The organism is Leminorella grimontii (assembly GCF_039789245.1).
GTDB classification, from domain to species: domain Bacteria; phylum Pseudomonadota; class Gammaproteobacteria; order Enterobacterales; family Enterobacteriaceae; genus Leminorella; species Leminorella grimontii.
The window spans coordinates 4,263,120-4,286,515 of sequence record NZ_CP146357.1; the positions used below are offsets into that span (position 1 = coordinate 4,263,120).

Consider the following 23,396-nt stretch of genomic DNA (forward strand, 5'->3'; position numbering starts at 1 on the left):
AAGGCTACTCTTCCTGTTCAGAAGGCGCGTCGTGCGCCTTTCTGGCCAGGAACCAGTAGGAATAAACGGCGTTAAACAGCACTACCAGCGCCGTAAAGACAAACACCGCGCGAAAGCCGAGGCTGGCGGCTACGGTAGAGCCTAAAAGCGGGCCGCTGACGTTGCCGATGTCTCGAAACGACTGGTTGTAGCTGAATATCCTGCCCGCCACCTGATTACTGCACTGATAGATAAGCAAGGACTGAACGGCCGGCAGCAGCGCGCCGTCGGCGATGCCTAACAAAAAGCGTAAAACCGCCAGCTGCCACGGGCTTTGCACGATAGACATCGGCAGCAGCACCAGTATCGAAAATATCAGCATAGCGACCAGAATGCGCTCCGGCCCGATGCGGTCGCCAAGCTTGCCCAGGCGCGGCGCGCTCAGCAGGGCGGCGAAGCCCGGCACCGAAGCGATAAACCCGCTGACGAACGCCAGGTTGTTGATGTTGCCCGCAATGTCGCGCACGTACAGCGTAAGAATGGGCGCGATAGAGCCGGTAGCGACCTGAATGATCATGGTGGTGATAAACAGCCCCAGCACCAGCTTGGGCCGCTTGAGCGAGGCGAAGACCTGACGGCCGCTGAGCATGTCCTTCTTGTGAACGCGCACGAACTGCTCTTTAACCGTAAACAGCGTCAGCAGAAAACAGACCAGCAGCACGCCGGCGGTGATGAAGAACACCGGGCGCAGGCCGTAGCGGTCCGCCAGAAAGCCGCCGATAATCGGGCCCAGCAGCGCGCCGCTGACAGCACCCGTCGACAGCGTCCCCAGCGCCCAGCCGCTGCGGTTTCTTGGCACCTGCGTGGCGATAAGCGCGTTGGCGTTCGGCACAAAACCGCCCAATACGCCGAGCAGCGCCCGCAGAATAAGAAACTGCCAGACGTTTTGCGCAAATCCCATCAGCATCATGATGATGGCCATTCCCAGCGCCGAGCGCAGCAGCATGACTTTTCTGCCGCGCCGGTCGGCCAAGCCGCCCCAAAACGGTGATGCAATGGCAGAAAACAGGAAGGTAATGCTGAATGCGACGCCGGACCACAGGTTAAGCTCCGCGTGGCCGGTGATGCCAAGCTGCTCCACGTACAGGGGCAAAAACGGCATTACCAGACTGAACCCCGCCCCGGTCAGAAAGCACCCTAGCCAGACAACGTAAAGGTTGCGCTGCCAGTTAACGGCTGAGACGGTGATGGTTTCGGGTTCTGTCGTCATGAGTAACCTGCAAACGAAAGTAAATGGCCGCTTATCATAATTTAAGTGGGTATTGGCTTAAGTTGCCATTAATGCCACTCTTTTAAAACGGGTCTGACCTCCGAAAATGGGGGCTACGTCAAGTTTAGCCCTGATAAATATTCCAGCCTCGGGCTTTCCACAGCGCAGGTAGCTCATTCATATGATAAAAGGGCGTCACCAGCGGGTGGTGGATGGGGTGCGAGTGGGGATCGGCGCAGTAGTAAAATACCGGAATGCCCGCCGCAATGCCCGCGTTGGCGCCGGAAACCGAGTCTTCCACCAGTATGCATTTTTCCAGCTCGACGTTAAGGCCGCCGCAGGCGAAGGCCAGAAGCGCCGGATCGGGCTTCCAGCGCTGGATGTCGAAGGCGCTGTAGAGCCTTTCGCCAAAGAAGTCGAGCAGGTGAGTAAGCCCAAGTGAGTGCTGCATTTTGCTGACCGGCCCGTTGGAGACGACCGCCATCGGCACGCGAATGCCCTCCAAAAGCGATCTTACGCCGTCAATGGGCTCGAGGCGCTGTTCAAACAGCACCGCCATGTTTTGGCGATACTCTTTTTCCAACTGTTCGTCGCTTTGAGTAAGCTCGTACTCTTTTCTCACTTCGGCAAACACCTGATAAAGGTTGGTGCCCTTGAAGCGTAAAACGCACTCCTGAGTTGAAAGCGGGATGCCGTAGTGGTTAAACACGATGGAAAACGACTCGCAGCAAAGAATTTCGCTGTCGACCAGCGTTCCGTCGCAGTCAAACAGAACGCACTCAACCGGTTGCATTTTTAATTCCTTATTTTTCGTACGGGCCGCTGCGCGGCGGCGGCGCGCTATTGAGAAAAGAGCGTGTCCATAGATAGTAGAACACCCGTATCGTAAATGATAGCCGTCTGTTTATTTTAGCTTTTTGTCTTTACGCCCGCGGCTTGAAAGCGCGAACGAGGCTGGCCTATCCTAAAGGACATGCCTGATAATGAAAATAAACCATGCAATCGATTGCCTATTTTGGTATATCTAGCGGTTTGATTTTTTACCTTCTCTTCACACTTTTCTTCGGATATCGACATGAACAAACCGGTTTCTGGCCCTACCTCCGAGCGGGGGCTGTTAGAGCGCGTGTTTCAGCTACGTCAGCACGGCACTACCGTTCGCACCGAGATCGTAGCCGGCTTTACAACGTTTTTAACCATGGTCTATATCGTCTTCGTCAACCCACAGATTTTGGGCGTTGCGGGGATGGATACCGAGGCGGTTTTTGTTACCACCTGCCTGGTGGCTGCGTTTGGCAGCATCTTTATGGGCGTTTTGGCTAACCTGCCGGTGGCGTTAGCGCCGGCGATGGGGCTCAACGCCTTCTTCGCCTTCGTGGTGGTCGGCGCGATGGGGCATTCCTGGCAGGTGGCGATGGGCGCCATTTTCTGGGGTTCGTTCGGTTTTCTTCTGTTGACGCTGTTTCGCATCCGCTACTGGATGATAGCCAGCATTCCGGTCAGCCTGCGGGTGGGGATCACCAGCGGTATCGGCCTGTTTATCGGCATGATGGGGCTGAAAAACGCCGGCATCATTGTATCTAATCCGGATACGCTGGTGGCGATCGGCAACCTGACCTCGCTGCCGGTGGCGCTCGGCGTGTTGGGCTTTTTTATCATCGCGGTGCTGGCAGCGAAAAACATCCATGCCGCGGTGCTGGTGTCTATTGTCGTGACAACCGGCATTGGCCTCGTCGTCGGCGACGTCACCTATCAGGGAACGGTTTCTGCACCACCGAGCATCGCCAGCATCATCGGCCAGGTTGACGTGAAGGGCGCGCTGGACATCGGCCTGGCGGGCATTATTTTCTCCTTCATGCTGATTAACCTGTTTGACTCCTCGGGTACGCTTATCGCCGTTACCGACAAGGCTGGGCTGGCGGATGAAAACGGCAAGTTCCCGCGCATGAAGCAGGCGCTGCTGGTGGACAGCATCACCTCGACGGCGGGCGCCTATCTCGGCACCTCGTCGATTTCTACCTATATCGAAAGCTCATCGGGCGTGTCCGTCGGCGGGCGCACCGGGCTTACGGCGGTCGTCGTTGGCCTGCTGTTCCTGCTGGTTATCTTCCTTTCGCCGCTGGCGAAGATGGTTCAACCCTACGCCGTTGCTGGGGCGCTTATCTACGTGGGCGTGCTGATGACTTCAAGCCTGTCGCGCGTGAAGTGGAACGATCTGACGGAAGCGACACCGGCGTTTATCACCGCCGTGATGATGCCGTTCACCTTCTCTATTACCGAAGGCATCGCGCTGGGCTTTATCTCCTACTGCGTGATGAAGGTGGGTGTGGGCCGCTGGCGTGAAATCAGCCCCTGCGTGCTGGTCGTCGCGCTGCTGTTCCTGTTTAAGATAGTGTTTGTCGACCACTAGATTGTTTATTGCGAGCGCTCCGCACGGAGCGCTCTTTCACTTGCGCAGCTAAAGCGCGTCTTTTCCCACCAACTTCTTCAGAAACGTGACCAATTCCCCCTGCTCCTGGTGCGACAGGCGCGATAAAAACTCGCTGTCTACGCCGTTGGCGATCGGTATGGCCGCCTGTAGCGCGGCTTCTCCTTCGGGCGTCAGGTAAATAAATCGCCTGCGCCTGTCTTCGCTGGTGCGTTTTCTTAAGATAAATCCGCGTTTTTCCATACGGGCCAGCATTTCCGCCAGCGTCGCCTTGGTGCTGACGGCGGCATTGATAAGCTCCATCTGTTCGATGCCGGGCTGCTGTGCGACGGCGAGCATCACTGCATACTGCGGTTTGGTCAGATCGGGCAGGGCTTTAAGCCATTGAGAGGTGTGTTCCTGAAACAGCTGGCGCATCAGGTGAAAAGCAAGGTGTTCGAGTTTAGCTGCCATGTCGTTCCTTCTTTCGACGTTAGGTGAAGGAAAAAAGATAAACAAAGTATATTTCAACAAGCGTGTGACGTTAACGATTGGATGTTTCATTTTGGAAATATTCGCACAAGAACTTTTTTATCGTTCTCTCTTGCCATCCTTTTCGCTCGGCGATAAATTATTCAACCATAATGTTCGTACACGAACAAATTAATCTGGAGCCGTTATGAAACTGATTGTCGGGATGACGGGCGCCACCGGCGCGCCGTTAGGCGTTGCTTTGCTAAAGGCGCTGAAAAACATTCCCGAAGTGGAAACCCACCTGGTGGTGTCTAAGTGGGCCAGAACGACGATTGAGCTGGAAACGTCGTTGACCATTCACGACGTGGCGGCGCTGGCCGACGCCTATTATAGCCCGGCCGATCAGGCCGCCGCGATTTCATCCGGTTCGTTTAAAACCGACGGCATGGTGATTATCCCTTGCAGCATGAAGACGCTGGCGGGCATTCGCGCCGGCTACGCCGATGGGCTGGTAGGGCGCGCCGCAGACGTGGTGATTAAAGAGCGGCGCAGGCTAGTGCTGGTGCCGCGCGAAACGCCCTTAAGCCCCATTCATCTGGAAAACATGTTAGCGCTGTCGAACATGGGCGTGGCGATGGTGCCGCCCATGCCCGCTTGGTACAACCACCCCAAGACCATTGACGACGTTACCGACCATATTATCGCTCGCATTCTTGACCAGTTTGGGCTGGAACACCCTGGCGCCAAGCGCTGGCAGGGCCTGTCCGACACGCGTCGGTCAAGTGGCGATATCAACTAAAGGAGATAAAGATGGCATTTGACGATTTGCGCAGCTATCTGCGCGCGTTAGAAGAGCACGGGCAGCTGCTCAAAATTGAGGAGCAGGTAAAAGCGGAGCCGGATCTCGCCGCCGCCGCCAACGCGACCGGCCGCATCGGCGAAGGCGCGCCCGCGCTGTGGTTTGACAACATCGAGGGCTTTACCGACGCGCGCGTGGCGCTTAACACGCTGGGCTCTTGGAAGAACCACGCTATCGCGATGGGGCTACCGCCGAACACCGGCACCAAAGAACAGATTGATGAATTTATCCGCCGCTGGGAAACCTTCCCGGTTGCGCCGGTTCGTCGCGATAATCCGCCCTGGGCGGAAAACAGCGTCGACGGTGAAGATATCAACCTGTTCGACATTCTACCCCTGTTTCGTTTAAACGACGGCGACGGCGGATTCTACCTCGACAAGGCCTGCGTGGTTTCTCGCGATCCGCTGGACCCGGACCACTTCGGCAAGCAAAACGTCGGTATTTACCGTATGGAAGTGAAGGGCAAGCGCAAGCTTGGCCTACAGCCGGTGCCGATGCACGACATCGCGCTGCACCTGCACAAGGCGGAAGAGCGCGGAGAGGACCTGCCGGTCGCCATTACGCTCGGTAACGATCCGATCATTACCCTGATGGGGGCGACGCCGCTGAAGTACGATCAGTCCGAATACGAGATGGCGGGTGCGCTGCGCGGCTCCTCCTATCCTATCGCCACCGCGCCGCTGACCGGGTTTGACGTGCCTTGGGGCTCAGAGGTTATTCTGGAAGGGGTGATCGAAGGCCGCAAGCGGGAAATCGAAGGGCCGTTCGGCGAGTTTACCGGCCACTACTCCGGCGGGCGCAACATGACGGTGGTTCGCATCGACAAGGTCAGCTACCGTACCAAGCCGATCTTTGAATCGCTCTATCTGGGCATGCCCTGGACCGAAATCGACTATCTGATGGGGCCGGCGACCTGCGTACCGCTCTATCAGCAGCTGAAGGCCGAGTTCCCGGAAGTGCAGGCGGTGAACGCCATGTACACTCACGGCCTGCTGGCGATTATCTCCACCAAGAAGCGCTACGGCGGCTTTGCCCGCGCGGTGGGGCTACGCGCCATGACTACGCCGCACGGGCTAGGCTATGTGAAGATTGTCATCATGGTGGATGAGGACGTCGACCCGTTCAACCTGCCGCAGGTGATGTGGGCTATCTCGTCCAAGGTTAACCCGGCGGGGGATTTAGTGCAGTTGCCCAACATGTCGGTGCTGGAACTCGATCCCGGCTCTTCGCCCGCGGGCATTACCGACAAGCTGATTATCGACGCCACCACGCCGGTCGCGCCGGATAACCGCGGCCACTACAGCCAGCCGGTGCGCGACCTGCCGGAAACCAAGGGCTGGATTGAGAAACTGAACGCGATGCTGGCGAACAAGAAGGAGGATGCATGATGATTTGCCCACGCTGTGGCGATGACCACATTGAACTGATGGCGACCTCTCCGGTGCCCAACGTCTGGACGGTGCACCAGTGCCAACACTGCCTGTACACCTGGCGCTCCACCGAACCTCTGCGCCGTACCAGCCGCGAGCACTACCCTGAGGCGTTTAAGATGACGCAAAAGGACATTGACGACGCGCCGCAGGTGCCGACAGTGCCGCCGCTGCTGGCGGAAGGAAGCCGTTAATTCGGTTTCATTCGTGTTTCAGTCGCTCAGGCTGAAATCATAGTTAACGTCGGCGGTAAACGGTGCGTTTTCGCCGACGGACTCAATGAGAAATTCCAGCGTTGGGTCCATTGAGTCGACGGCGACCGTTTTTCCGCTCTTGTCCGCTATCTCGTATGACTGAAGGGTAAATCCGCCGAGGATGGTCACGGCGTAAAGCCCTTTTTTCAGACTTATTTTCTCTTTTCGATGCTGCTTCAGGCTGCTTATAGCTTCCTGCGTGAAGTTTTTCAGGTAGGGAACCGTATAAAGATAGATGTCTCCGTCGCCGACGGTGAGAAGGTAGCCGTTCTGTTTGTGTTGCAGCTGATTTCCCTGCTTCAGCAGCTCTGGCGCTTCGCCGTCAACGTTGAAATACACTGTGTAGGGCCTGTCGATGCCCCGGATGGGGATAATAACGCCTTTTTCAACGACGTCATCGCCTGAATCCTGCGTGGTAAATTCGCACAGCAGGTCGCTCGGCAGCCCGTTTTCGCGTTGATATTGCAGCAATAGGTCGGGATCGCCCAAAAATACCGCGTCGTACAGGTCGTTAAGCACTTCTTCAAATTTTTGCGTCGTCATCGTATTGTCTACAGTCGCCGTCTCAGGGCGTTTTTTTAAACAACCGAGGAACGGCAACAAACCACTGAACGTAGCCTGAGATAAAAAACGGCAGCCATACCAGAAAGAGCATCAGGTATTTATTCGTAATGACGCTCTTTCCGTCAGGAAAGCATAGTTCCGAGAGTAGGCCTATCAGCGCAATAAGCGCGAAGGCGGCGCTGCTTAGCGGCGCGCAGACGATAATCATGGCCAGCACCATAATGCCAACGATCTCGCTGATGTCCCTCATGTCGGTAAGTTCGCCTAGCCGATGCATAAGAAATGCTAAAATGACGAGGCTTAGCAATAGCCACAGCGCTCTTGCGCCGTTGATAACATATTTCTGAAACATGCCGAGTTATTCCGTTTGGTAAGTCAATCCTTGATAGCGCGTATTCTAAACCTTTCTTTTTTTCAGGCGCACGTTTTTCCAAAGTCGGGGAAAAAATATAAACCACTGCCAGTAGCCGGCAATAAAGAACATCAGCCAGGTAAATACGATCTCAACGTAGCCCCCGCTATCTGAGTAGGCGATATCTATATTTAGGCGATACAAAAGATACCCAATAAGAGCGGCAGCGAGCGATGCCAGCAGGCCGGAAGGGAATGAAAGCAGCATCATGGCGTAGATAAGAAAAATAATAATATCGCCCTGCGGTTCGTATTTTATCAGCGCGACAATAAGAATCATAAAAGTGAAAATCATCTAGCCGATTTTAATAACTCGGGCGAGGAGAGGTTTATTAGTTATGACCATTTTCTTATCCACCGATCCAATTTTTCCTCAATGGCCGGATTATTGTAGCTTACCGTTTTGCCCCTGATGGTGATATTGCCGTTCACATGTTTTTGCTGCTGCTTCGAACAGCGGGGAATGTTTTTTGTCTCGGGAACGTTTTCCAACGCGAGGTAATAGAGCTGATTGTTAAAAAATGACAGCCGGACATCTACGTCGCCGCACTCCGTTGGATAGCTCTCAATCTTCGCGGTGAAAAAATGGCCGCGGCCTCGTTCGGCAAACTGGTCTTCCAAAACGATAAACGCCTTTTTCCGGCCTGCGGCGAGGGCTTTGACCTGCTCAATGGTTGAGCTGCCGTAAAACTGCAAATTCGTATCTTCTTTTGGGGCAAAAAGGCGATAGAACCCTAAAGCGGTTAAAGCAATAAAGAGAGCGGCGGCAAACGGAATGATCTGCCTCAGAAGGCTTTGAGTTGACACTATTGTTGCTCCCATTCTCGAATAGCCAGTTCGCGCCCTTTCTCCCATTCGGCCGCGCATTTTTCATCGGTAATCACCCTATATTCGCTAATAACAAAATAGTAAGGGGCTACTCGCTCTAATTCAGGGAGATAGTTTTTCTTTGCATAGCCTTTAAGCTTATAAAGGTTGCAGGCCGGAAAATTGTTCTGGGCCGTGAAGCGCTCTTCTGCTTTCGCGGATGGAAATTCTATACAAAACTCCCGGCCCGGCAGCACGCTGCCGTCGTTACGGCACGCTTCTTCCTGCTGATAGTCTTGCGATTGGCAGCCGTCCACCGTATTTTCACCCACGCGTTCAATACGGTAAGTCGTACAGCCGCCGCAGGCGTAGCGCATATCTGCGGCGTAAATTTCTACCGCTTCTTTTTTACTCGTTAGATTGCTGACAAACTGTGCGATATGGCGCCAGTGCCAGCCGGCGGCGAGCAGCGCCAGCAGGCATAAAACTACTTTTATTTTCACGGCTTGCTCTGCTTTTCCTTTTCCAGCGCGTCCAAAAACAGGCTGAAAAACTGGGCTGTAGGGTACCAGCTGCCGTCTTTGCGCATAACGGGCATGTCAAAGTTGAAGATGAAGGTCTTGGCCTGCTCGTCGGCGCTGTCGGCGTATTTAACCCGCAGTGGGCACAGATAGCGTTCGCTCTCTTCCCCTTCCATTGGGCGACACTCTCCGGTGAAGTTTATCCAGCGCACGAGTTTTTTCATCGGAGGGCGATCGGGATCGCCCTGTGTTTCAATCAGGTAGCTGTCCAGCTGCCTAAGCCCTGCCATGAAGGCTTCGCCGATTTTTTGTTTTTCTTGGATGAACACATAGTTTTTCAGGTTGGCCTCTTTGACGCGTTCAATGAGCGCCTCTTTTCCCTGATGGATGTCGACGTGGCCGTCCTGGTCGACGGTATAGCCGATTTTACCGGTGAGGTTTTTTTGGCCGCCGATAACGGTAGCCTCTTTGTAGGTGACGGTCGCCTCGCACTGCCGCTGACCGGACATGCTGTCGTAACCGGTTTCGGTTAGGTCTGATACTGAGGCGAAGATAAAGGTGGCGTCGTTTTTACCGTTGCCTCCGGCCGCCTGCGTTTTTTCCTTGTCCCTGTAGCTGTATTCAAACTGCTGGCTCAGCTGAGTTTTGGCTTCCGGATTATGGCATTCCGGTACGTCAGGCTCGGAATAGAATAAAAAATAGATAATAGCGCCGAGAGCCAGCGTAATAAGAATAAGCTTACCCATACAGCCGCGCTTTTTCTTTGGCGCCTGCGCTGCGGGCGTAGCGGGCTGGCGCTGCGCATTTTTGAGAGAAGCAGGGGGCACGGCCTTTTTCTTTTTGGCTTTTTTCGGCGCTTCTTTTCTCTCCGGCGCTTTTTTTACTAATTCCCGCGCTTCCAGCCAGGCCAGCAGCTCGTCGTCATCGTTAAAATGCAGCGGTGGCTGCTCGTCCAGCGCCTTTTTGGCTTTCTGTAACGAGCGTTGGTTAAGGGTGCCGGAGTAGTAAAGCAGCATCAGCCGTTCAAGCACCAGAGCCTGCGCGTCGGCGTCAGAATTTGCCTCGACGTCGCGCTGCGGCGCTTGCGTTAAGGAATTATGGGCGATAGCCTCCTGCTCTGGCTCTGGCTCTGGCTCTGGCTCTGGCTCTGGCTCTGGCTCTGGCTCTGGCTCTGGCTCTGGCTCTGGCTCTGGCTCTGGCTCTGGCTCTGGCTCTGGCTCTGGCTCTGGCTCTGGCTCTGGCTCTGGCTCTGGCTCTGGCTCTGGCTCTGGCTCTGGCTCTGGCTCTGGCTCTGGCTCTGGCTCTGGCTCTGGCTCTGGCTCTGGCTCTGGCTCTGGCTCTGGCTCTGGCTCTGGCTCTGATTCAGACTCGGGTTCTAATTCTGGTTGTGCCTCGACGACGTCTGGCGCTGCGCTTTCCTGTGGCTGCTGAAGCACCTCACTTTGAACCGCAGGCCGTTCGCTGATAATGCGGTTTTCCAGCAGCCAGTCAATCGCGCCCTCTTCGGTGTCGAACCCAACGTGGGAGATAAACTGGAGGTAGAGCTTGCCCCGGCTAAGCTGATCGGCGGTGATAATCTGGCGCTCAAACAGGCGGTCAAGCAGTTGGGTTCTTCGTTGGCTGTCGGACATTCCTTTTCTCTTTTTATTTCCTGCGTTGTGGACGGCCTATCTTAACCTAGCTTGGAGAAACGAGGGTGATAACGATCGCAACGGCGATGAGGGAGAAAAACGTAATAGTGATCCCGATTAAAAATTTTACGTAGAACGGGGTTTCATAACCTTTGGTTTGTATCTGGCGGTTATGGGGACGAGCCTGACGTATTTCCCCGCGCCTTTGGCGTTCTTCCTGTTCAATTCGCTCGACGCTTTGTTCTATTTCGGCCTGAACCGCCTGCCGGTCGGCCCTGTCGTCCACCAGCCCCTGCTCAACCAGCCAGGAGAAAAGGTGATGAGCGGTATTGAACCGCAGATCGGCGCGGCTCAGCAGCATCGGGCGGACGATGGAATACTGCCCGTCGGTGATGAAGTCGGCGTTGTGAAGCTGGGTAAGAAGCTCCTGCGTCTGCCGCTGGTCGTCGGTTATCGTGCTGTTTGTCAAAGGCGGCGGATTCCTGTCTGTTGCGTTAAACGTTTGTATCGCTATACCTTATCCCGAGCGGCGCAGGAGGTAAACGTTAAAAGGCCGTCCGTCGGTTCGACGCAAAACGCCAGCGTATCGACGTCGATTCTCCAGACGTCGATTTGCTCTGTCGTAAGCAGAGTATCGCAGGCGACGCTCCAGAGGGTGTGGCTATTTTGTTGAACGTAGCAAAAGGGCTGCGGCTCGAAGTCCGTATGGATACGCCGCTGTGCTGGTGAAATGGCTATTTGCTTCATCTGCCAAACGCCCTTGGCCGACAGCTTCAGCACCGACTCCCGCAGCGTCCAAAGCCGCCAGAAGCCGTCAGCCTGCTGGTTTTCTGGCAGTGAAGTCAGCCAAAGGCACTCTTCCTCGCTGAAACTGTAGCGCGCCAGATCCATCAGTTTTCTTCTCGGCCTGCTTTGTTCTATGTCGACGCCGACGCGGCAGCCCTGTGCGAGCGCGACCATCATATCCTGCCCGCTGTGGCTCAGGTTGAAGTCCGGCAGAGAAGAGGTGGAAAACGAAGGCCTGCCGTTGACCGGTTCTCCCATCTCGGGCAGCTGAGCGCAGCCAAATTGATGATGCATCAGCTCAGCCAGCAGCCAACGCCCCGCTAAAAATTGACTGCGCCGCTTAGGGGCAAGAGCCTCGCTCTGCGTCAACAGCGCTTGCGGCAGCCTCCGTAAAGAGGGCGGCTGCCAGAATTCGTCGGGCAGTCTTACGGTGGCGATAGTCAGATGAGGAGACGGCGGCATAATGGTTTACAACCAGCGTTTAATAATTAGTGACGTATTGATGCCGCCAAAGGCAAAGTTGTTGGACTGAATATAGTCAGTCTCGATATGGCGGCCTTCCCCCATAATATAGTCGAGCTTGCCGCAGGCGGGATCTGGCTGTTCCAGATTGATGGTCGGCGCAAACCAACCGTTGCGCATCATCTCGATGCTCATCCATGCCTCCAGTGCGCCGCAGGCGCCCAGCGTGTGGCCGAAGTAGCTTTTTAATGAGGAGATCGGCGTTTTGTCGCCAAAAACGGCCTCCGTTGCCAGGCTTTCGGCGATGTCGCCGCGCTCCGTTGCGGTACCGTGCGCAGAAATATAGCCAATATCCTGTGGCGACAGGTTAGCCGACTTCAGCGCTTGTTCGATGCAGGTCTGCATGGTTTCTTTGCGCGGTTGGGTGATGTGCGATGCGTCGCAGTTGGTAGCAAAACCGACGATTTCACCATAGATCGTCGCGTTTCGCTCCTGAGCGTGAGAAAGCTCCTCCAAAATGAGCGTACCCGCACCTTCACCAATCACTAGGCCGTCCCGCTTGGTGTCGAAAGGGCGTGGCGACAGCTCTGGCGATTCGTTCATTTGGCTGGTGGCGAACAGCGTATCGAATACGGCCGCCTCCGAAGGGCAAAGCTCTTCCGCGCCGCCGGCCACCATAACGTTTTGGTAGCCGTGGCGAATGGCCTCAAAGGCGTAGCCAATAGCCTGACTGCCGGACGTGCAGGCGCTTGAGGTTGGAATAACTCGACCGCGCAGACCGAAAAATAGCCCCGTATTTACCGCTGAAGTATGGGGCATCATCTGTACATACGTCGTGGCGGTGATGCTATAGACGTTTTTGTCGTTTAGCATGGTGCCGAATTCGCCGATTTGTTTGGTGCTGCCGGTTGATGAACCGTAGGCGATCCCGGTGCTGCCGTCGGTCAGAGCGTCGTGCTCCAAGAGCCCAGCCATTTCCAGCGCCAGCTCCGTTGCCCGGGTGGACAGCAGCGAAACCCGACCCATAGAGCGGATTTTCTTACGCGTGTAGTGTTCCGGCAGTGAGAAGTCGACGATCGGTGCGCCGAGGTGGGTGTTTAGCCCTTCAAACTCGGTCCAGGGCGGCATAAACCTGATGGCGTTTTTTCGCCTCTTAAGTGCGGCGTAAACGCTCGGCCAATCGTTGCCAAGTGCGGTGACGCCGCCCATTCCTGTAATAACGACGCGACGCGTCATATCATTCCTCCATTAATCGATATGACCTGACGCGTCACGTAGGCCGCGGCGTCAGACATTAAATAGCTGGCAAGCCCTGCTACTTCTTCCGGCTGCCCCATGCGCTTTAAGGGGATCATGCGCATGGCTTCATCCAGTGCAGCCGACTCCATATCCAGAATGCCGGTGTCAATCAAACCGGGCGCGATACAGTTTACGGTAATTTTTCTCTTTGCCAACTCCAGCGCTAACGCCTTTGTCGCGCCGATGATGCCGGCCTTGGCCGCGCTGTAGTTGACCTGTCCGCGATTGCCGGTAATACCCGATACGGATGAGAGCGTGACGATGCGCCCTCCCTGCCTGAGGCCGATCATCGGCATAATGCAGGGGTGAATGACGTTATAGAAGCTGTCCAGATTGGTGTGGATCACGCCGTCCCAGTCGCTTTCCGTCAGAGCGGGAAACGCTCCGTCGCGAATGATGCCCGCGTTGCTGACAACACCGTAATAGGCGCCGAACTGCTCAATATCCTGCTCGATTTTTTCACGGCATTCCTGCCGCTGGCTAATGTCGAAACGCAGTAGGCGTCCGGTTCCGCCGGTGCTTTTTATCTGGCTTAGGGTATTTTCCGCGCCGTCGAGATCGCTTAAGTAGTGAACAATAATTCTAAATCCGTCCCGCGCGAGGCGAAGCGCAATGGCCTGGCCGATGCCTTTACTGGCACCGGTAACTAAAACTGAGCGAGTCATGGTGTGGTGTCCTTTCCATTAGGTGGCTGTATTAGCAGCCGTAATTCCTCATCGTCGGGTTGGTAAACGTTCAGCTTTGTCTGAGTCACTTCTTTGCCATCAAGCGTGAGTCGGCAATCGAAGCTTGCCAGTTTATCATCCTGCAGCAGCATGGTAACGCTAACTAAAAGCCTGCTGCCACTGGGATAAGCAGCAAGCGTTGATTTAAAGCCGCGACCGCCCAGCAGCATGCCGAGCCTGGGCTCTTGGCCTAGCTGCATACCGTGCCAACCTCGCCAGACGCCGATAGTCTGCGCCATGATTTCAATGGCAAACCAGGCGGGAAGCTCTCCCTGAGGCGTGAGAAACGGCGCTAGAATACCGCTGCGGTCAACGCTGACTTCGCAAACTGCGCCTTGACTATCAACGGCATTTACCTTTTCGACAAACACCATTGGCGTTTCGTGAGGAAGATAGCTGGCCGCTGGCTGAAACTCTGTCATCCAACCTCTCCTAAAAGTACGCAGGCATTATTCCCACCGAAAGCGAACGAGTTGGATATGACGGCCTTTTTCGATAATTTCTGCGGATGAGTAATAAGATTGATATCGGCAAGGGCGCGGTCCTTTGCCGATAATGAAAAGTCCTGAATCGGCAGCGGAAGATCTCGATCGAGAAGCAGAAAGCAAAGGATAGCTTCGGTAATACCCGCAGCGCCCAGCGTATGTCCTGTTAGGTGTTTTGTTGAGCTACAGGGCGTTTCAGGGCCGAAAACGCGGTGAACCGCCAGGCTTTCTGCCGAGTCGTTAAGCACGGTCGCAGTACCGTGCAAATTGATGTAACCAACCTGCTGAGGCGTCATTTTCGCCTGAGCGAGCGCCATGCGCATGGCTCGCTCTGCGCCTTCCCCTTGCGGATGAGGCGCGGACATGTGCCAGGCGTCGGACGATTCACCGTAGCCTAACAGTGCAACTTTTGACGGCTCTCGGGTTAGTAAAATCAGCCCGGCGCTCTCGCCAATATTGATGCCGTCGCGGCCTTGAGCAAACGGGCGGCAGCGCTGATAAGAGACGGATTCCAGGCTGTTAAAGCCGTTTATCGCCATGCGGCATAGGCTGTCCGCGCCGCCGACTAGCGCCGCGTCGGCAAGCCCGGCCCGAATCAGACGAGCGCCGCTGATAATGGCGCGAACGCTGGAAGAGCAGGCGGTTGAAATCGTATAGGCCGGCCCGTTTAGCGACAGCAGGCTTGCCAAAAATGAAGAGGGATCGCCCAACTCCTGCTGCTGGTAGTCGTAGTGCTCAGGCAGCTTGCCGTGCGTTAGCTGATGCGCGATGGCTAGCTCTCCTTCGTGAATGCCCGACGTGCTGGTTCCCATGACGACCGCAATGCGATCGGCGCCAAAGCGGGCGATAGCGTCATCAACCCTTGGCCGTATTTGCGCCAGTGCAGCCATGAGTAGGCCATTGTTGCGTGAACGATGCTTCGCCAAGTGAGGCGGGATTTCCGGTAGCGCTTCGGCCACTTCGCCAACCCAGGTTGACTTGCCGTTTAGCAGCCAGCCTTCCTGCTGTGTGAGTCCGCTGTGGCCTGACGTCAGGCGATCGCCGATTTCGGCAAGCGATCCGCCCAATGCGTTTATCAGGCCAACGTGAGACAAATAAATCATGAAGCGTTATCCATATTCTGTATTTGGATCTGATAGCCAAAGCGATGGTGGATAATAGCGACCGGCTGTCGCTTGCCGCCCTCATTGCGATACTGGATCTCACTGACGGTTTCGCCCCGCTCGTCCTGCAACAGGCGCTTATCCTGAATGTCGGTAAGCCGCCAGCCCTTCGGGAGGTTTGGCGTCCAGGCTTCAATGGGCCAGTAGCTCATCATAATGTCTGATAAAACCTGCTCTGCAGGAGGCAGCTCCCCGAGCGCAACCGACTGTTCCGTATGAATTCCCATCGCGTCATAAGTGACTTTAAACAGCCTGATGCCAATAGGAGAAAGCGCCGCCAGCGTGATTTTCTGTCCGTCGGCGTCCAGCATGACCATCAGCGACTGGGCTTTACCGTCGACGGTAGCCGTCAATAGCTGCTGTTGGTTTAGTTTTACGTTTAGCGTCGGCGCGGGTAGAACAACTCGAGTACCGGGCTTTAGCCATGCCTTGGGCTGAGCGCCATTTTGCGAAAGCGAGCAGCCGCCGAGAAGCAGAGCAAGCAAAGCGAAACGGGGCCATAGCCTTATGTTCATGAAGATTCCTTTTCTGAAGGCGTATTGCCTAAAGACGATTTGTCCAAGGGCAAGCTGGGCAGCGCGAGCGGCGACAGCAAGAATGCGGTAAATATACCACCGCTGAGCACCAGCCCAAAGCCTGCAATCGCCTGTGTTCCACTGGCGGCCAGCAGGCCAAAGCTGAGTTCGGTCGTTAAGGCGGCCATGAAAATAGACAGCATCGACGTCGAGGGCGTACCCGAGGGGTTGCTGAAAAACAGCGTATAGTCCATGCCGATGCCAAGCACTAATACCAGCGCCAGCAGTGAAAACAGGTTGAGCGTCTGGCCGCTAAGCCCGAGTACGGAGAGTCCTATTCCGAGCGATAGCAGCGTCGGTATCAGGCACCGTATTCCCTGTCGTAAGCCAAAGCGGAGTAAAAACAGCACGGCGATAACCGCGACGGTGGCGGCGAGTATGGTCGTTAGATGCTGCCGATAAACGGAGAACAGCGAGGAAAACTCACTGTGTTTATCCACCCAAACCACGCCGGTATTGGTGTTGGCCAGTTGACGTAGTACATCAGGGCGTTTGACGCCGTTTACCGGCACAAGAACGGCCGAACGCCCGTCCGGCAGGCTTAGCCAAAGCAGTCGCCAGCCTTCGCTGGCCGGGCTTTTTAACCAATCGTCCAGCGAAGCGGGCGCGTCCGGCAAGGGCGTGAACCTGACCGGCAGCCCAGCATTTTGCAGCTTTTGAACAACCTCGGGCGCCTGCTGGTTAACAAGAGCGATATTGCTGCGCTGTTGCCGCTCTGAGGGGAACGGCATGCGGCGATACCCCTGTAGCGCCCCTTCCTGCTTTGCCGCCTCCAGCGCTTTGCCCAAAGGCTCCAATCGTTCCAGCGTCTGCTGCGGCGAGTCGCCGAAAACCATAAACCATTTTTGATCGCTGTGCTGCCCCGTTAACGCGGCAATTTGCTGCTCCTGCCGTTGAAACTCCGGCGGCAGGGTTTGCAGCTTGCGAATGTCGTCATCGACGCGAAGTTGGGATATACCGATTGCGGCAACCGCCAGCGCCAGCAGCGGAATGCCAAAGCGGATCGCCTTCTGGTTGCGCCAGCCGTCTATCCAGCGCGAGAAAAAAGCGGGGCGCAGATGGGGGCGAACCCGCAGTTGGCGAGAAAGGTACGGATACCAGCAGATGACGGTCAGAAAGGCGCCGCTAAGCCCGGCGGCGGCGAAAATGGCCAACTGCTGTAGCCCGGGGAAAGGCGCGATAAAAAGCAGCAGGTAGGCTACCGCACTGGAAGCTACCGCCAGTATCAATGCCGGAAACAGCTTCTTCATGCTGGCCAGCGCGCTTTCCTCGTTTCCGTGGATCAGGCGCTCTGTCAGGTAGTGCAGCGCATAGTCGATGGATATGCCCACGACGCTGGTGCTCATCACCAGCGTCATAACGTGAATTTCGCCAAACAGCGCAAAAACCGCGACGCTGCCGCACAGCGCGCCGACCGAGAGCGACAGCAGCGTCAGCCAAAGCGGCCTGAGGGAACGAAATACGAACAAAATAAGTACAATAATTCCTAATCCAGAGACGGTACCGATGGTTGAAATATCGTTCTGGGCCTGCTGGCTTGCATAGTCGCTGTAAAACAGCGTGCCGCGCTGTAGGACTTTAGCGCCCGGCCATTTTTGTTCTAACTGCGCTTTCAGCGCGTTAAGTCGTTTTACCGTTTGGCGAGCGCTTTGGATATCGTAGGACGATGCGCTGAGTTCTCCTCGGATAAGAAACCAGGTTCTTCCCCGTTCGTCGCGGCTGGTCAGCCAGCCGCGGCTTAGGGTAAGCGGACCTGCGCTGAGCTGTTGGTCCATCTGTGAGGAGCGCATCGTGAGCAGCGGGTCGCCGCTGAGTTCGCTAGCGCTGACCCCGGCAAACGGCGAGTAAACCTGGCTGAGAACCCAGTCGGCCTGCGCTGAGGGCGATTCGTTTAAACGTACGCGGGTTGCTTCGTCAAGCAGCGGATAGCGATGGTCAAAATAGAACTTCCCCCAGGACTGCTGATGCGATCCGTCCATGCGGCCGGCGATATCGCGCAGGGCGGACGTTTGTTGAAGCTGCTGTTGCCACCACGCTGCGGGCGCACTGCTGTCACCGCTAGGAGGGCTAATAAGCCAGACCAGCTGGCGATCCAGCCTCTGGTTGAACCCTTCTTCCAGCTCGGGAGGGACGTTTTGCGCGTGCTTATTTGGCAGCAGCGCCATCACGCTGCTGTTGATCCTGCCGTTTGGCAGGATCAGGACGAGTGCCGCGAGCAGCGCTATTGTGCAGGCGAGCCATCCCAGCGCCAAACGACGATGAATGTCAGGGCGAAAAATAGCGTTTTTCATCTGGCGTGAGCGCGTCCGGTTTGGTTTTTTGGTTAAAGAAGCGGACGTGCGTTCCGTCTCCCTGCATGTCTTCTATCTGTATTTCATTAAGAAACTCTGCGCCGCTGAGCGTAATTTGGCGAAACAGTTTATTAATGGGGGTCGTCGTGGGGTGTAAAACCAGACGCCAGCGTCCGCCGCCGAGATCGCTAAACGACAGGGAAAAGTTTTGTTCAAGCGCCTTCCTGTCGGCGTGAAACAGCGCCGTCAGCAGCGAGTTGAACTGGAACAGCTGCGGGTGGCTTTGCGCCGTGACGATCTGCGGCGCCTGGCCGCTTATGCGCTGCTCCATTTTGACGTCGTTCATCAACATCGTCATGGCGAAGGGCGCGCTCTGGTTCCATACCAGTCCATCTTCGGGAGAGATGAGCAGGTTACCGCTGGACTTAAGCGGTTGAGACATGCCGCTGATGGTGCGTAGTTGTTCAAACTGCGCCCGCAGCGTAGTTTTTTGAGCGAAGCGCTGCTGGAGGTCGCCAAGCGTCACGGCGCGAGCGGCGGTCGATAAGCTCATCATTGCACCGCACAGCAGTACCAGACAGAGGCGTAGCGTACGGTTCATGCGGCGGTCACTCCCAGTTTCTCAAACAGAATGGGCGGGCTGACGAAACACATCTCGCCGCTTTTCTCCTCCACGGCTACCTGAATGGTGTAGCCCTTGGTGGTTCTTTTCCCGCTTTCTGCATCAGTGATGACATAGTCGATCCGCAGGCGGTTTTCATATTCCGTAAGCCTCGCGCGAACCCGAATGCGCTGCTCAAACAGCAGCGGGGAAACGTACTTAACCCGGGTGTCGATAATCGGCCAGACGTAGCCAGACTCTTTCATCTGACGGTAGCCGTAGTCGAACTGCTTTAGCAGCGCTTCGCGGGCTATTTCGAAATAGCGAAAGTAGTTGCCGTGCCAGACGACGCCCATGGCGTCGGCGTCATGAAACGGCACCGTTATCTCAACGTCAACCGAAGCGCGTGGATCGTGTTTAAGCGTCATGGTGGCGGGGTGTCTCCTTCGTATGCTGCGGTTCGGTGAGCTGCCAAAAGTCATAGAAATTAAACCAGTCAAGCGGCGACGTCAGGCAATAGTGTTCCAGACGTTTCGCGTATCGTTCAACGGCCTCTTGTAACGCCTGCTGGCGCTCTGCTCTAGGCAGCGACAGCGGGTTGGCGAAGGGCTCGAAGTGAATGCGAAACTGCCCGTCGGGCTTGAGGCCAAACATCAGATAGACCGGGCAGCGCAAAACGTGCGCTAAAATAAATGGCCCTTGGGGAAACGGCGCCGGCTGGCCCAGAAAGCGCGTCCAGACTAATCTTTGTTCGCCGTTGTTGTCGCGATGATGGCTAATTGGCGTACGATCGCCAACAATCGCTACCCATTCTCCGCCGTCCAGCTTCTGTTTTAGCATAATGGCGGTATCTGGCCCCAGATTGTCTACCTGAATCAGGTTAACGTTCGAGCGCGGATTGACTTCCTGCATGACCTGATTAAAGCGCGCGGCGTGCTGGGTAAAGACCAGTGCGTTGATCTTAACGCCAAAGGAGAGTTCGCCCAGTGCGCGACAAACCTCCAGATCGCCCAAATGGGAGCCGAGGATAAGCGTGCCTTGCTTGCAATTCATTCGTTCAACACAGGCCTGTTTGTCGGGAAAGTCGACCTGTTCCAGCCTGATGTCGCCAAGCCAGCAGGCCAATTTGTCCAGCATGGCTTCGCCAAATCGCATAAAGTGGCGGTAGCTGTTAAGCCCCGCGGGGAGCGCCACGTTTTTTTGATTCGCGGCTTCTTTCAACCGTGCTAAATACAGCTCGGAAGCCTTTCTTTGTCGGCTGCCGGTTAGCCAATAAAAGCCGATAACCGGATAAAGCAGCGCCTTAAATGCGCGCCGGCCGAAAAGACGGTAGGTTTTCACCATCAGGCGAATGCCCCACTGCCCTTTGCGTTCATCCGTTTCTGACCAGTGCGTACGCTGGTTAAAGTGCCGGGCGATGAGGCGAGGCATTTTCGGCAGCATGGAGAGAAACAGGCGCGTGTGCATCCACGAAATGCGTAGGTTATCGCGCCAAACGTCAAAGTGGGATATGCCGTCTTGCGGGTAAATCACTCGAGTGGGAACAAAGCGGGACGCCGTGCCTTCCCAATAGAGCCTGACCATGATTTCAGTATCAAAGTCCATCCGCTGGCCCAGCGTGGTGCGCTCGGCAAGGCTCAGCACCTCGTTTATCGGATAAACCCGAAAGCCGCACATGCTGTCGCGAATGGAAAATGAGAGCGTTTCAATCCAAACCCAAACGTGGGTGATATAGCGCGAATAAAGGCGAGATTTCGGCACGCTGTCGTCGTACATGGGCTGGCCGGAAACAATTTGATCAGGATAGGCCCGCGCCTCTGCCAACAGGCGAGGAACGTCTTCCAGATAGTGCTGGCCGTCCGCGTCGACCTGTAGCCCGTGGCTATAACCCAGACGCCTGGCTTCGCGCAGCGCGCTTAATACCGCGCCTCCCTTTCCCTGATTTTGCCGATGGCGAACCAGCGTTACCCAGGCGTGTTTCTGGCTTAGTCGCTCCAGCTCGTCGGCGGTTTCCTTCTGGCTGCCGTCATCAACGATTATGCAGGGCAATTCGTAAACTTCCAGCTGTTCTAATACGTCGCCCATCGTTGCGCCGTGGTTATAGCAGGGGATGACCAGACAGGGTCTGAAGGCGTTTTCTAGCGGCATAGGCTTATCCTGCCGCTGCTGGCGATGGCGCCTTGGCAGCCATATTGAAAGTTCAGCTTTTTCTTTTCATCATCCCAGGCCAGCGTTAACACGATGTCTTCATTAGGAAACAGGGGGCGTTGAAATTTGACAACGTCAATGCCGGAAAAAGAGAGATCTAAGGCGAAAGCCTCACGGGCATAGTGCAACACCCAGTGTATCTGCGTGACGCCCGGCAGCAGCGCCTGTTCCGGAAAATGCCCTTTGAACCAAAAAAGCTGCGGCGATAGCGTAAAGTGGAAGGTCGCATTGCTGTTTTCGATACGGTGACTCGTTTCTGCGGGTAGCATCATAAAAACAGCTCCTGTAGTTCGCTGTAGGCGCGTTTGTTTTGGGCATTGTGCGGAATTTCATCGACGATGCGCCAGCGTCGCGGCAGCGCCACCGGTTCGAGCCATTCTCGCAGCGACTGGCGCAGTTCACTTATCACGGCGTTATCGCCGTTTTGCCGCCTGTGTCGTTCTCCCGGCGAGGTCAGTACGATGACGGCAGCTAAAACCGACCTTCGCCCCTGAGTAACGGGAAGAACGGCCGCATCGCGAACGACGTCGAGCGCCATCAGACGCTGCTCTACGTCGGTTAAGGACAGCCGTTTTTCTTCAATTTTGACGATTCTGTCCTTACGGCCAAGAAGGTAGAAACCTTCCGGATGCAGTTCGATCAAGTCATGAATTGTTTTGCCGGCATCTCCGTCAAACAGTGGAGAAACGACGTCGATCGTACCGTCTTCTTGCTGATGAACCGTGATGCCGTCCATCGGTTTCCATAGGCTGCCGATGTCGCGCTGACAGCGCGTTGCAATAACGCCGGTTTCACTGGTGCCATAAATTTCGTGCGGTAGCGCGTTCAGGCTCTGCTTGACGAGTCGGGCATCTTCGAATTCGAGCGGGCCGCCGGCGCTGAAGATTAAAGCGCATGAGAGCGGGGGCAGCGTTGAATCAAGCCGTTTTAAGTATGCCGGGCTTGCTATCAGCGTGAGCGGCGTCGAGCACAGGGGCTGGAGCTGCTCATGGTATTCGGTTAGCAGGGCGTTAAACGGGAGTCCCATAGCCAGAGGAAGGAAAATGCGAAACGTCAGGCCGTAGAGGTGTTGATGGGTAACCGTCGCAGCAATGCGGGTGCCCGAAAGCTGATTACCCCAACGGCGAACCAGAAGTTCGCTCTCTTTTTCCAATAGTGAAACAGGTTTACGGATAGCCTTCGGCCGACCGGTAGAGCCCGAAGTAAACAGAACGATCTCCGCATCCTGAGGCCAAAGCGGCAAGGATGTGCCGGACGTCTCGTTTTTATGCACTATGGATGAAATCCACAGCGTAGGCGTGCCGATTTGTAGCGGGAGGTCGGTTAGCATGCCGTCAAAGTCGCCCTGCTGATGCTGCTCTTGAAGCTGCTTTTGTCGCAGATGACCGGGGATAACGGGCGTTTTTCCGCAGTAGATTAACGCTAGCAGCGCGGCGGTAAACAGATAGCTGTCTTCGAAGCAAACCGCCCAGCGCTTGCCCTGCGTGGCCTGCAGTTGACGGCAGAGCGTTTTGACGCAGGCCCTCAGGTCTGACAGCGTTAGCGTTTCGGCGTTGCGCCAGGCAATGGGCGTATTGTGAGGGCGGTCCGGGCCGAGGATGTCGCTCAGGCGCAGCGTTAAGTGCGTGTGAGCCTTTTTCTGATTATCCATTCAACACCCATTAAGGTTCCCATTAAAAAATAGCTTATCGCACCGTTATACATCGTCCATATTTCGATGTCGTTATAGAGGCAGGTGAAAAGCGCGACGCCGCCGTTAAAAATAAAAAACCAGCACCATACTTTCGTCACGTTGCGCGTATAGCGAACGCCTTCAGGCGGAAGATCCGGCTCGGTTAATCTGGCCAATCGTTCAACTAGCGTTGGCGGTCGCAACAGTGACAGCCCAAACAGCGTGAGCAGCAAAATATTCACGACAACCGGATAGTAGAACAGCCAGTGGTTTTGCTTGAGCAGCCAACTGGCAAGCGCTAAAAGGAGGCCTAAAGCAGAGAATGCTTTCATCAGCCAGGTCAGTTGGCGGACTTTGCCTCGGGCCAGCACCAGCCTAGCGGCAAACAGCGCTATGAGCAGAGGCGCCAAAACGGCGACGCCCCAATAGCTGAGGCCAAAATAGACGGCAAACGGGTAGCCGATAATGGCCAGCGCGGTCAAAGCCTGAATGATAACGACGGGGCGAAACGGCATACGCCGA

The 23,396-nt window shown here is 55.7% G+C and carries 27 protein-coding genes; 4 read left to right on the forward strand and 23 right to left on the reverse strand.

Annotated elements, in window-relative coordinates; translation table 11 throughout:
* Nucleotides 1–4: 4 nt before the first annotated feature.
* Nucleotides 5–1,249, reverse strand: coding sequence for a multidrug efflux MFS transporter MdtG (mdtG, locus tag V8L73_RS19460; protein ID WP_347253787.1), 1,245 nt, complete (start codon nucleotides 1,247–1,249; stop codon nucleotides 5–7).
* Between the two features lie 124 nt (nucleotides 1,250–1,373).
* Nucleotides 1,374–2,042 carry a 6-phosphogluconate phosphatase gene (gene yieH / locus V8L73_RS19465; protein WP_347253788.1) on the reverse strand — a complete coding sequence of 223 codons (669 nt, stop codon included), beginning with the start codon at nucleotides 2,040–2,042 and terminating at the stop codon, nucleotides 1,374–1,376.
* A gap of 282 nt (nucleotides 2,043–2,324) precedes the next feature.
* Between yieH and V8L73_RS19470 the strand changes: the two genes are divergently transcribed.
* Complete coding sequence (locus V8L73_RS19470) at nucleotides 2,325–3,659, forward strand: NCS2 family permease (RefSeq protein WP_027273843.1); 1,335 nt, start codon at nucleotides 2,325–2,327, stop codon at nucleotides 3,657–3,659.
* A gap of 48 nt (nucleotides 3,660–3,707) precedes the next feature.
* Here the strand turns inward: V8L73_RS19470 and V8L73_RS19475 are convergent, their stop codons facing one another.
* Nucleotides 3,708–4,130 (reverse strand): MarR family transcriptional regulator, encoded by a 423-nt coding sequence (locus V8L73_RS19475; RefSeq protein WP_347253789.1) that lies wholly within the window; start codon nucleotides 4,128–4,130, stop codon nucleotides 3,708–3,710.
* 205 nt (nucleotides 4,131–4,335) lie between these two features.
* Between V8L73_RS19475 and V8L73_RS19480 the strand changes: the two genes are divergently transcribed.
* From V8L73_RS19480 to V8L73_RS19490, 3 genes are read left to right on the forward strand one after another with little or no spacing between them, the layout of a single operon-like run.
* Nucleotides 4,336–4,929 carry a non-oxidative hydroxyarylic acid decarboxylases subunit B gene (locus V8L73_RS19480; RefSeq protein ID WP_027273841.1) on the forward strand — a complete coding sequence of 198 codons (594 nt, stop codon included), beginning with the start codon at nucleotides 4,336–4,338 and terminating at the stop codon, nucleotides 4,927–4,929.
* An 11-nt stretch (nucleotides 4,930–4,940) separates the two neighbouring features.
* Entirely contained in the window at nucleotides 4,941–6,377 is a 1,437-nt protein-coding gene (locus V8L73_RS19485) for a non-oxidative hydroxyarylic acid decarboxylases subunit C (RefSeq protein WP_027273840.1), read from the forward strand.
* Nucleotides 6,377–6,613: a non-oxidative hydroxyarylic acid decarboxylases subunit D gene (locus tag V8L73_RS19490; RefSeq protein WP_027273839.1), complete on the forward strand. Its 237-nt coding sequence runs from the start codon at nucleotides 6,377–6,379 to the stop codon at nucleotides 6,611–6,613. Before V8L73_RS19485 ends, V8L73_RS19490 begins: the two co-directional genes overlap by 1 nt.
* A gap of 18 nt (nucleotides 6,614–6,631) precedes the next feature.
* On the opposite strand, the gene V8L73_RS19495 is transcribed toward V8L73_RS19490, so the two are convergent.
* The 20 genes from V8L73_RS19495 to V8L73_RS19590 are packed head-to-tail and all read right to left on the reverse strand — an operon-like array spanning nucleotide 6,632 to nucleotide 23,389.
* On the reverse strand, nucleotides 6,632–7,216 hold the full coding sequence (locus V8L73_RS19495; protein WP_347253790.1) for a hypothetical protein: 585 nt from the start codon (nucleotides 7,214–7,216) through the stop codon (nucleotides 6,632–6,634).
* Between the two features lie 22 nt (nucleotides 7,217–7,238).
* Nucleotides 7,239–7,589 carry a hypothetical protein gene (locus V8L73_RS19500; protein ID WP_347253791.1) on the reverse strand — a complete coding sequence of 117 codons (351 nt, stop codon included), beginning with the start codon at nucleotides 7,587–7,589 and terminating at the stop codon, nucleotides 7,239–7,241.
* Nucleotides 7,590–7,634: 45 nt separating this feature from the next.
* Complete coding sequence (locus V8L73_RS19505; protein WP_347253792.1) at nucleotides 7,635–7,928, reverse strand: hypothetical protein; 294 nt, start codon at nucleotides 7,926–7,928, stop codon at nucleotides 7,635–7,637.
* Nucleotides 7,929–7,984: 56 nt separating this feature from the next.
* Nucleotides 7,985–8,455 (reverse strand): YdcD family protein, encoded by a 471-nt coding sequence (locus tag V8L73_RS19510; protein WP_347253793.1) that lies wholly within the window; start codon nucleotides 8,453–8,455, stop codon nucleotides 7,985–7,987.
* Complete coding sequence (locus tag V8L73_RS19515) at nucleotides 8,455–8,958, reverse strand: hypothetical protein (protein WP_347253794.1); 504 nt, start codon at nucleotides 8,956–8,958, stop codon at nucleotides 8,455–8,457. Before V8L73_RS19515 ends, V8L73_RS19510 begins: the two co-directional genes overlap by 1 nt.
* The gene (locus V8L73_RS19520; RefSeq protein WP_347253795.1) at nucleotides 8,955–10,607 is read right to left on the reverse strand and encodes a hypothetical protein; all 1,653 of its coding nucleotides are present in this window, start codon (nucleotides 10,605–10,607) and stop codon (nucleotides 8,955–8,957) included. The genes V8L73_RS19515 and V8L73_RS19520 overlap by 4 nt, the downstream gene beginning before the upstream one ends.
* 46 nt (nucleotides 10,608–10,653) lie before the next feature.
* Complete coding sequence (locus tag V8L73_RS19525; protein WP_347253796.1) at nucleotides 10,654–11,076, reverse strand: hypothetical protein; 423 nt, start codon at nucleotides 11,074–11,076, stop codon at nucleotides 10,654–10,656.
* A 41-nt stretch (nucleotides 11,077–11,117) separates the two neighbouring features.
* A complete protein-coding gene (locus V8L73_RS19530) occupies nucleotides 11,118–11,855 on the reverse strand; it encodes a 4'-phosphopantetheinyl transferase family protein (RefSeq protein WP_347253797.1) in 738 nt (245 codons plus the stop codon).
* A 6-nt stretch (nucleotides 11,856–11,861) separates the two neighbouring features.
* A complete protein-coding gene (locus V8L73_RS19535) occupies nucleotides 11,862–13,091 on the reverse strand; it encodes a beta-ketoacyl-ACP synthase (protein WP_347253798.1) in 1,230 nt (409 codons plus the stop codon).
* Nucleotides 13,088–13,819, reverse strand: a complete 732-nt coding sequence (locus V8L73_RS19540) for a 3-ketoacyl-ACP reductase FabG2 (RefSeq protein WP_347253799.1) — start codon at nucleotides 13,817–13,819, stop codon at nucleotides 13,088–13,090. The genes V8L73_RS19535 and V8L73_RS19540 overlap by 4 nt, the downstream gene beginning before the upstream one ends.
* Nucleotides 13,816–14,301 (reverse strand): hotdog family protein, encoded by a 486-nt coding sequence (locus V8L73_RS19545; protein WP_347253800.1) that lies wholly within the window; start codon nucleotides 14,299–14,301, stop codon nucleotides 13,816–13,818. The genes V8L73_RS19540 and V8L73_RS19545 overlap by 4 nt, the downstream gene beginning before the upstream one ends.
* Nucleotides 14,298–15,467: a beta-ketoacyl-[acyl-carrier-protein] synthase family protein gene (locus V8L73_RS19550; protein WP_347253801.1), complete on the reverse strand. Its 1,170-nt coding sequence runs from the start codon at nucleotides 15,465–15,467 to the stop codon at nucleotides 14,298–14,300. The genes V8L73_RS19545 and V8L73_RS19550 overlap by 4 nt, the downstream gene beginning before the upstream one ends.
* Nucleotides 15,464–16,042: a DUF3261 domain-containing protein gene (locus tag V8L73_RS19555; RefSeq protein WP_347253802.1), complete on the reverse strand. Its 579-nt coding sequence runs from the start codon at nucleotides 16,040–16,042 to the stop codon at nucleotides 15,464–15,466. The genes V8L73_RS19550 and V8L73_RS19555 overlap by 4 nt, the downstream gene beginning before the upstream one ends.
* Nucleotides 16,039–18,393, reverse strand: a complete 2,355-nt coding sequence (locus V8L73_RS19560; protein WP_347253803.1) for an MMPL family transporter — start codon at nucleotides 18,391–18,393, stop codon at nucleotides 16,039–16,041. The genes V8L73_RS19555 and V8L73_RS19560 overlap by 4 nt, the downstream gene beginning before the upstream one ends.
* Entirely contained in the window at nucleotides 18,368–18,994 is a 627-nt protein-coding gene (locus V8L73_RS19565) for an outer membrane lipoprotein carrier protein LolA (RefSeq protein WP_347253804.1), read from the reverse strand. The genes V8L73_RS19560 and V8L73_RS19565 overlap by 26 nt, the downstream gene beginning before the upstream one ends.
* Nucleotides 18,991–19,422 (reverse strand): thioesterase family protein, encoded by a 432-nt coding sequence (locus V8L73_RS19570; protein ID WP_347253805.1) that lies wholly within the window; start codon nucleotides 19,420–19,422, stop codon nucleotides 18,991–18,993. The genes V8L73_RS19565 and V8L73_RS19570 overlap by 4 nt, the downstream gene beginning before the upstream one ends.
* Nucleotides 19,412–21,142: a glycosyltransferase family 2 protein gene (locus V8L73_RS19575; RefSeq protein ID WP_347253806.1), complete on the reverse strand. Its 1,731-nt coding sequence runs from the start codon at nucleotides 21,140–21,142 to the stop codon at nucleotides 19,412–19,414. The genes V8L73_RS19570 and V8L73_RS19575 overlap by 11 nt, the downstream gene beginning before the upstream one ends.
* Nucleotides 21,133–21,474, reverse strand: a complete 342-nt coding sequence (locus V8L73_RS19580) for a hydroxymyristoyl-ACP dehydratase (protein ID WP_347253807.1) — start codon at nucleotides 21,472–21,474, stop codon at nucleotides 21,133–21,135. Before V8L73_RS19580 ends, V8L73_RS19575 begins: the two co-directional genes overlap by 10 nt.
* A complete protein-coding gene (locus V8L73_RS19585) occupies nucleotides 21,471–22,853 on the reverse strand; it encodes an AMP-binding protein (protein ID WP_347253808.1) in 1,383 nt (460 codons plus the stop codon). The genes V8L73_RS19580 and V8L73_RS19585 overlap by 4 nt, the downstream gene beginning before the upstream one ends.
* A complete protein-coding gene (locus V8L73_RS19590) occupies nucleotides 22,820–23,389 on the reverse strand; it encodes a hypothetical protein (protein ID WP_027273825.1) in 570 nt (189 codons plus the stop codon). Before V8L73_RS19590 ends, V8L73_RS19585 begins: the two co-directional genes overlap by 34 nt.
* Between the last annotated feature and the right edge of the window lie 7 nt (nucleotides 23,390–23,396).

Bases quoted from the DNA above. Each gene is read 5' to 3' on its own strand.
- mdtG (WP_347253787.1), bottom strand. From the start codon at position 1,249: ATGACGACAGAACCCGAAACCATCACCGTCTCAGCCGTTAACTGGCAG.
- yieH (WP_347253788.1), bottom strand. From the start codon at position 2,042: ATGCAACCGGTTGAGTGCGTTCTGTTTGACTGCGACGGAACGCTGGTC.
- V8L73_RS19470 (WP_027273843.1), top strand. From the start codon at position 2,325: ATGAACAAACCGGTTTCTGGCCCTACCTCCGAGCGGGGGCTGTTAGAG.
- V8L73_RS19475 (WP_347253789.1), bottom strand. From the start codon at position 4,130: ATGGCAGCTAAACTCGAACACCTTGCTTTTCACCTGATGCGCCAGCTG.
- V8L73_RS19480 (WP_027273841.1), top strand. From the start codon at position 4,336: ATGAAACTGATTGTCGGGATGACGGGCGCCACCGGCGCGCCGTTAGGC.
- V8L73_RS19485 (WP_027273840.1), top strand. From the start codon at position 4,941: ATGGCATTTGACGATTTGCGCAGCTATCTGCGCGCGTTAGAAGAGCAC.
- V8L73_RS19490 (WP_027273839.1), top strand. From the start codon at position 6,377: ATGATTTGCCCACGCTGTGGCGATGACCACATTGAACTGATGGCGACC.
- V8L73_RS19495 (WP_347253790.1), bottom strand. From the start codon at position 7,216: ATGACGACGCAAAAATTTGAAGAAGTGCTTAACGACCTGTACGACGCG.
- V8L73_RS19500 (WP_347253791.1), bottom strand. From the start codon at position 7,589: ATGTTTCAGAAATATGTTATCAACGGCGCAAGAGCGCTGTGGCTATTG.
- V8L73_RS19505 (WP_347253792.1), bottom strand. From the start codon at position 7,928: ATGATTCTTATTGTCGCGCTGATAAAATACGAACCGCAGGGCGATATT.
- V8L73_RS19520 (WP_347253795.1), bottom strand. From the start codon at position 10,607: ATGTCCGACAGCCAACGAAGAACCCAACTGCTTGACCGCCTGTTTGAG.
- V8L73_RS19530 (WP_347253797.1), bottom strand. From the start codon at position 11,855: ATGCCGCCGTCTCCTCATCTGACTATCGCCACCGTAAGACTGCCCGAC.
- V8L73_RS19535 (WP_347253798.1), bottom strand. From the start codon at position 13,091: ATGACGCGTCGCGTCGTTATTACAGGAATGGGCGGCGTCACCGCACTT.
- V8L73_RS19540 (WP_347253799.1), bottom strand. From the start codon at position 13,819: ATGACTCGCTCAGTTTTAGTTACCGGTGCCAGTAAAGGCATCGGCCAG.
- V8L73_RS19545 (WP_347253800.1), bottom strand. From the start codon at position 14,301: ATGACAGAGTTTCAGCCAGCGGCCAGCTATCTTCCTCACGAAACGCCA.
- V8L73_RS19550 (WP_347253801.1), bottom strand. From the start codon at position 15,467: ATGATTTATTTGTCTCACGTTGGCCTGATAAACGCATTGGGCGGATCG.
- V8L73_RS19555 (WP_347253802.1), bottom strand. From the start codon at position 16,042: ATGAACATAAGGCTATGGCCCCGTTTCGCTTTGCTTGCTCTGCTTCTC.
- V8L73_RS19560 (WP_347253803.1), bottom strand. From the start codon at position 18,393: ATGAAAAACGCTATTTTTCGCCCTGACATTCATCGTCGTTTGGCGCTG.
- V8L73_RS19565 (WP_347253804.1), bottom strand. From the start codon at position 18,994: ATGAACCGTACGCTACGCCTCTGTCTGGTACTGCTGTGCGGTGCAATG.
- V8L73_RS19570 (WP_347253805.1), bottom strand. From the start codon at position 19,422: ATGACGCTTAAACACGATCCACGCGCTTCGGTTGACGTTGAGATAACG.
- V8L73_RS19575 (WP_347253806.1), bottom strand. From the start codon at position 21,142: ATGCCGCTAGAAAACGCCTTCAGACCCTGTCTGGTCATCCCCTGCTAT.
- V8L73_RS19580 (WP_347253807.1), bottom strand. From the start codon at position 21,474: ATGATGCTACCCGCAGAAACGAGTCACCGTATCGAAAACAGCAATGCG.
- V8L73_RS19585 (WP_347253808.1), bottom strand. From the start codon at position 22,853: ATGGATAATCAGAAAAAGGCTCACACGCACTTAACGCTGCGCCTGAGC.
- V8L73_RS19590 (WP_027273825.1), bottom strand. From the start codon at position 23,389: ATGCCGTTTCGCCCCGTCGTTATCATTCAGGCTTTGACCGCGCTGGCC.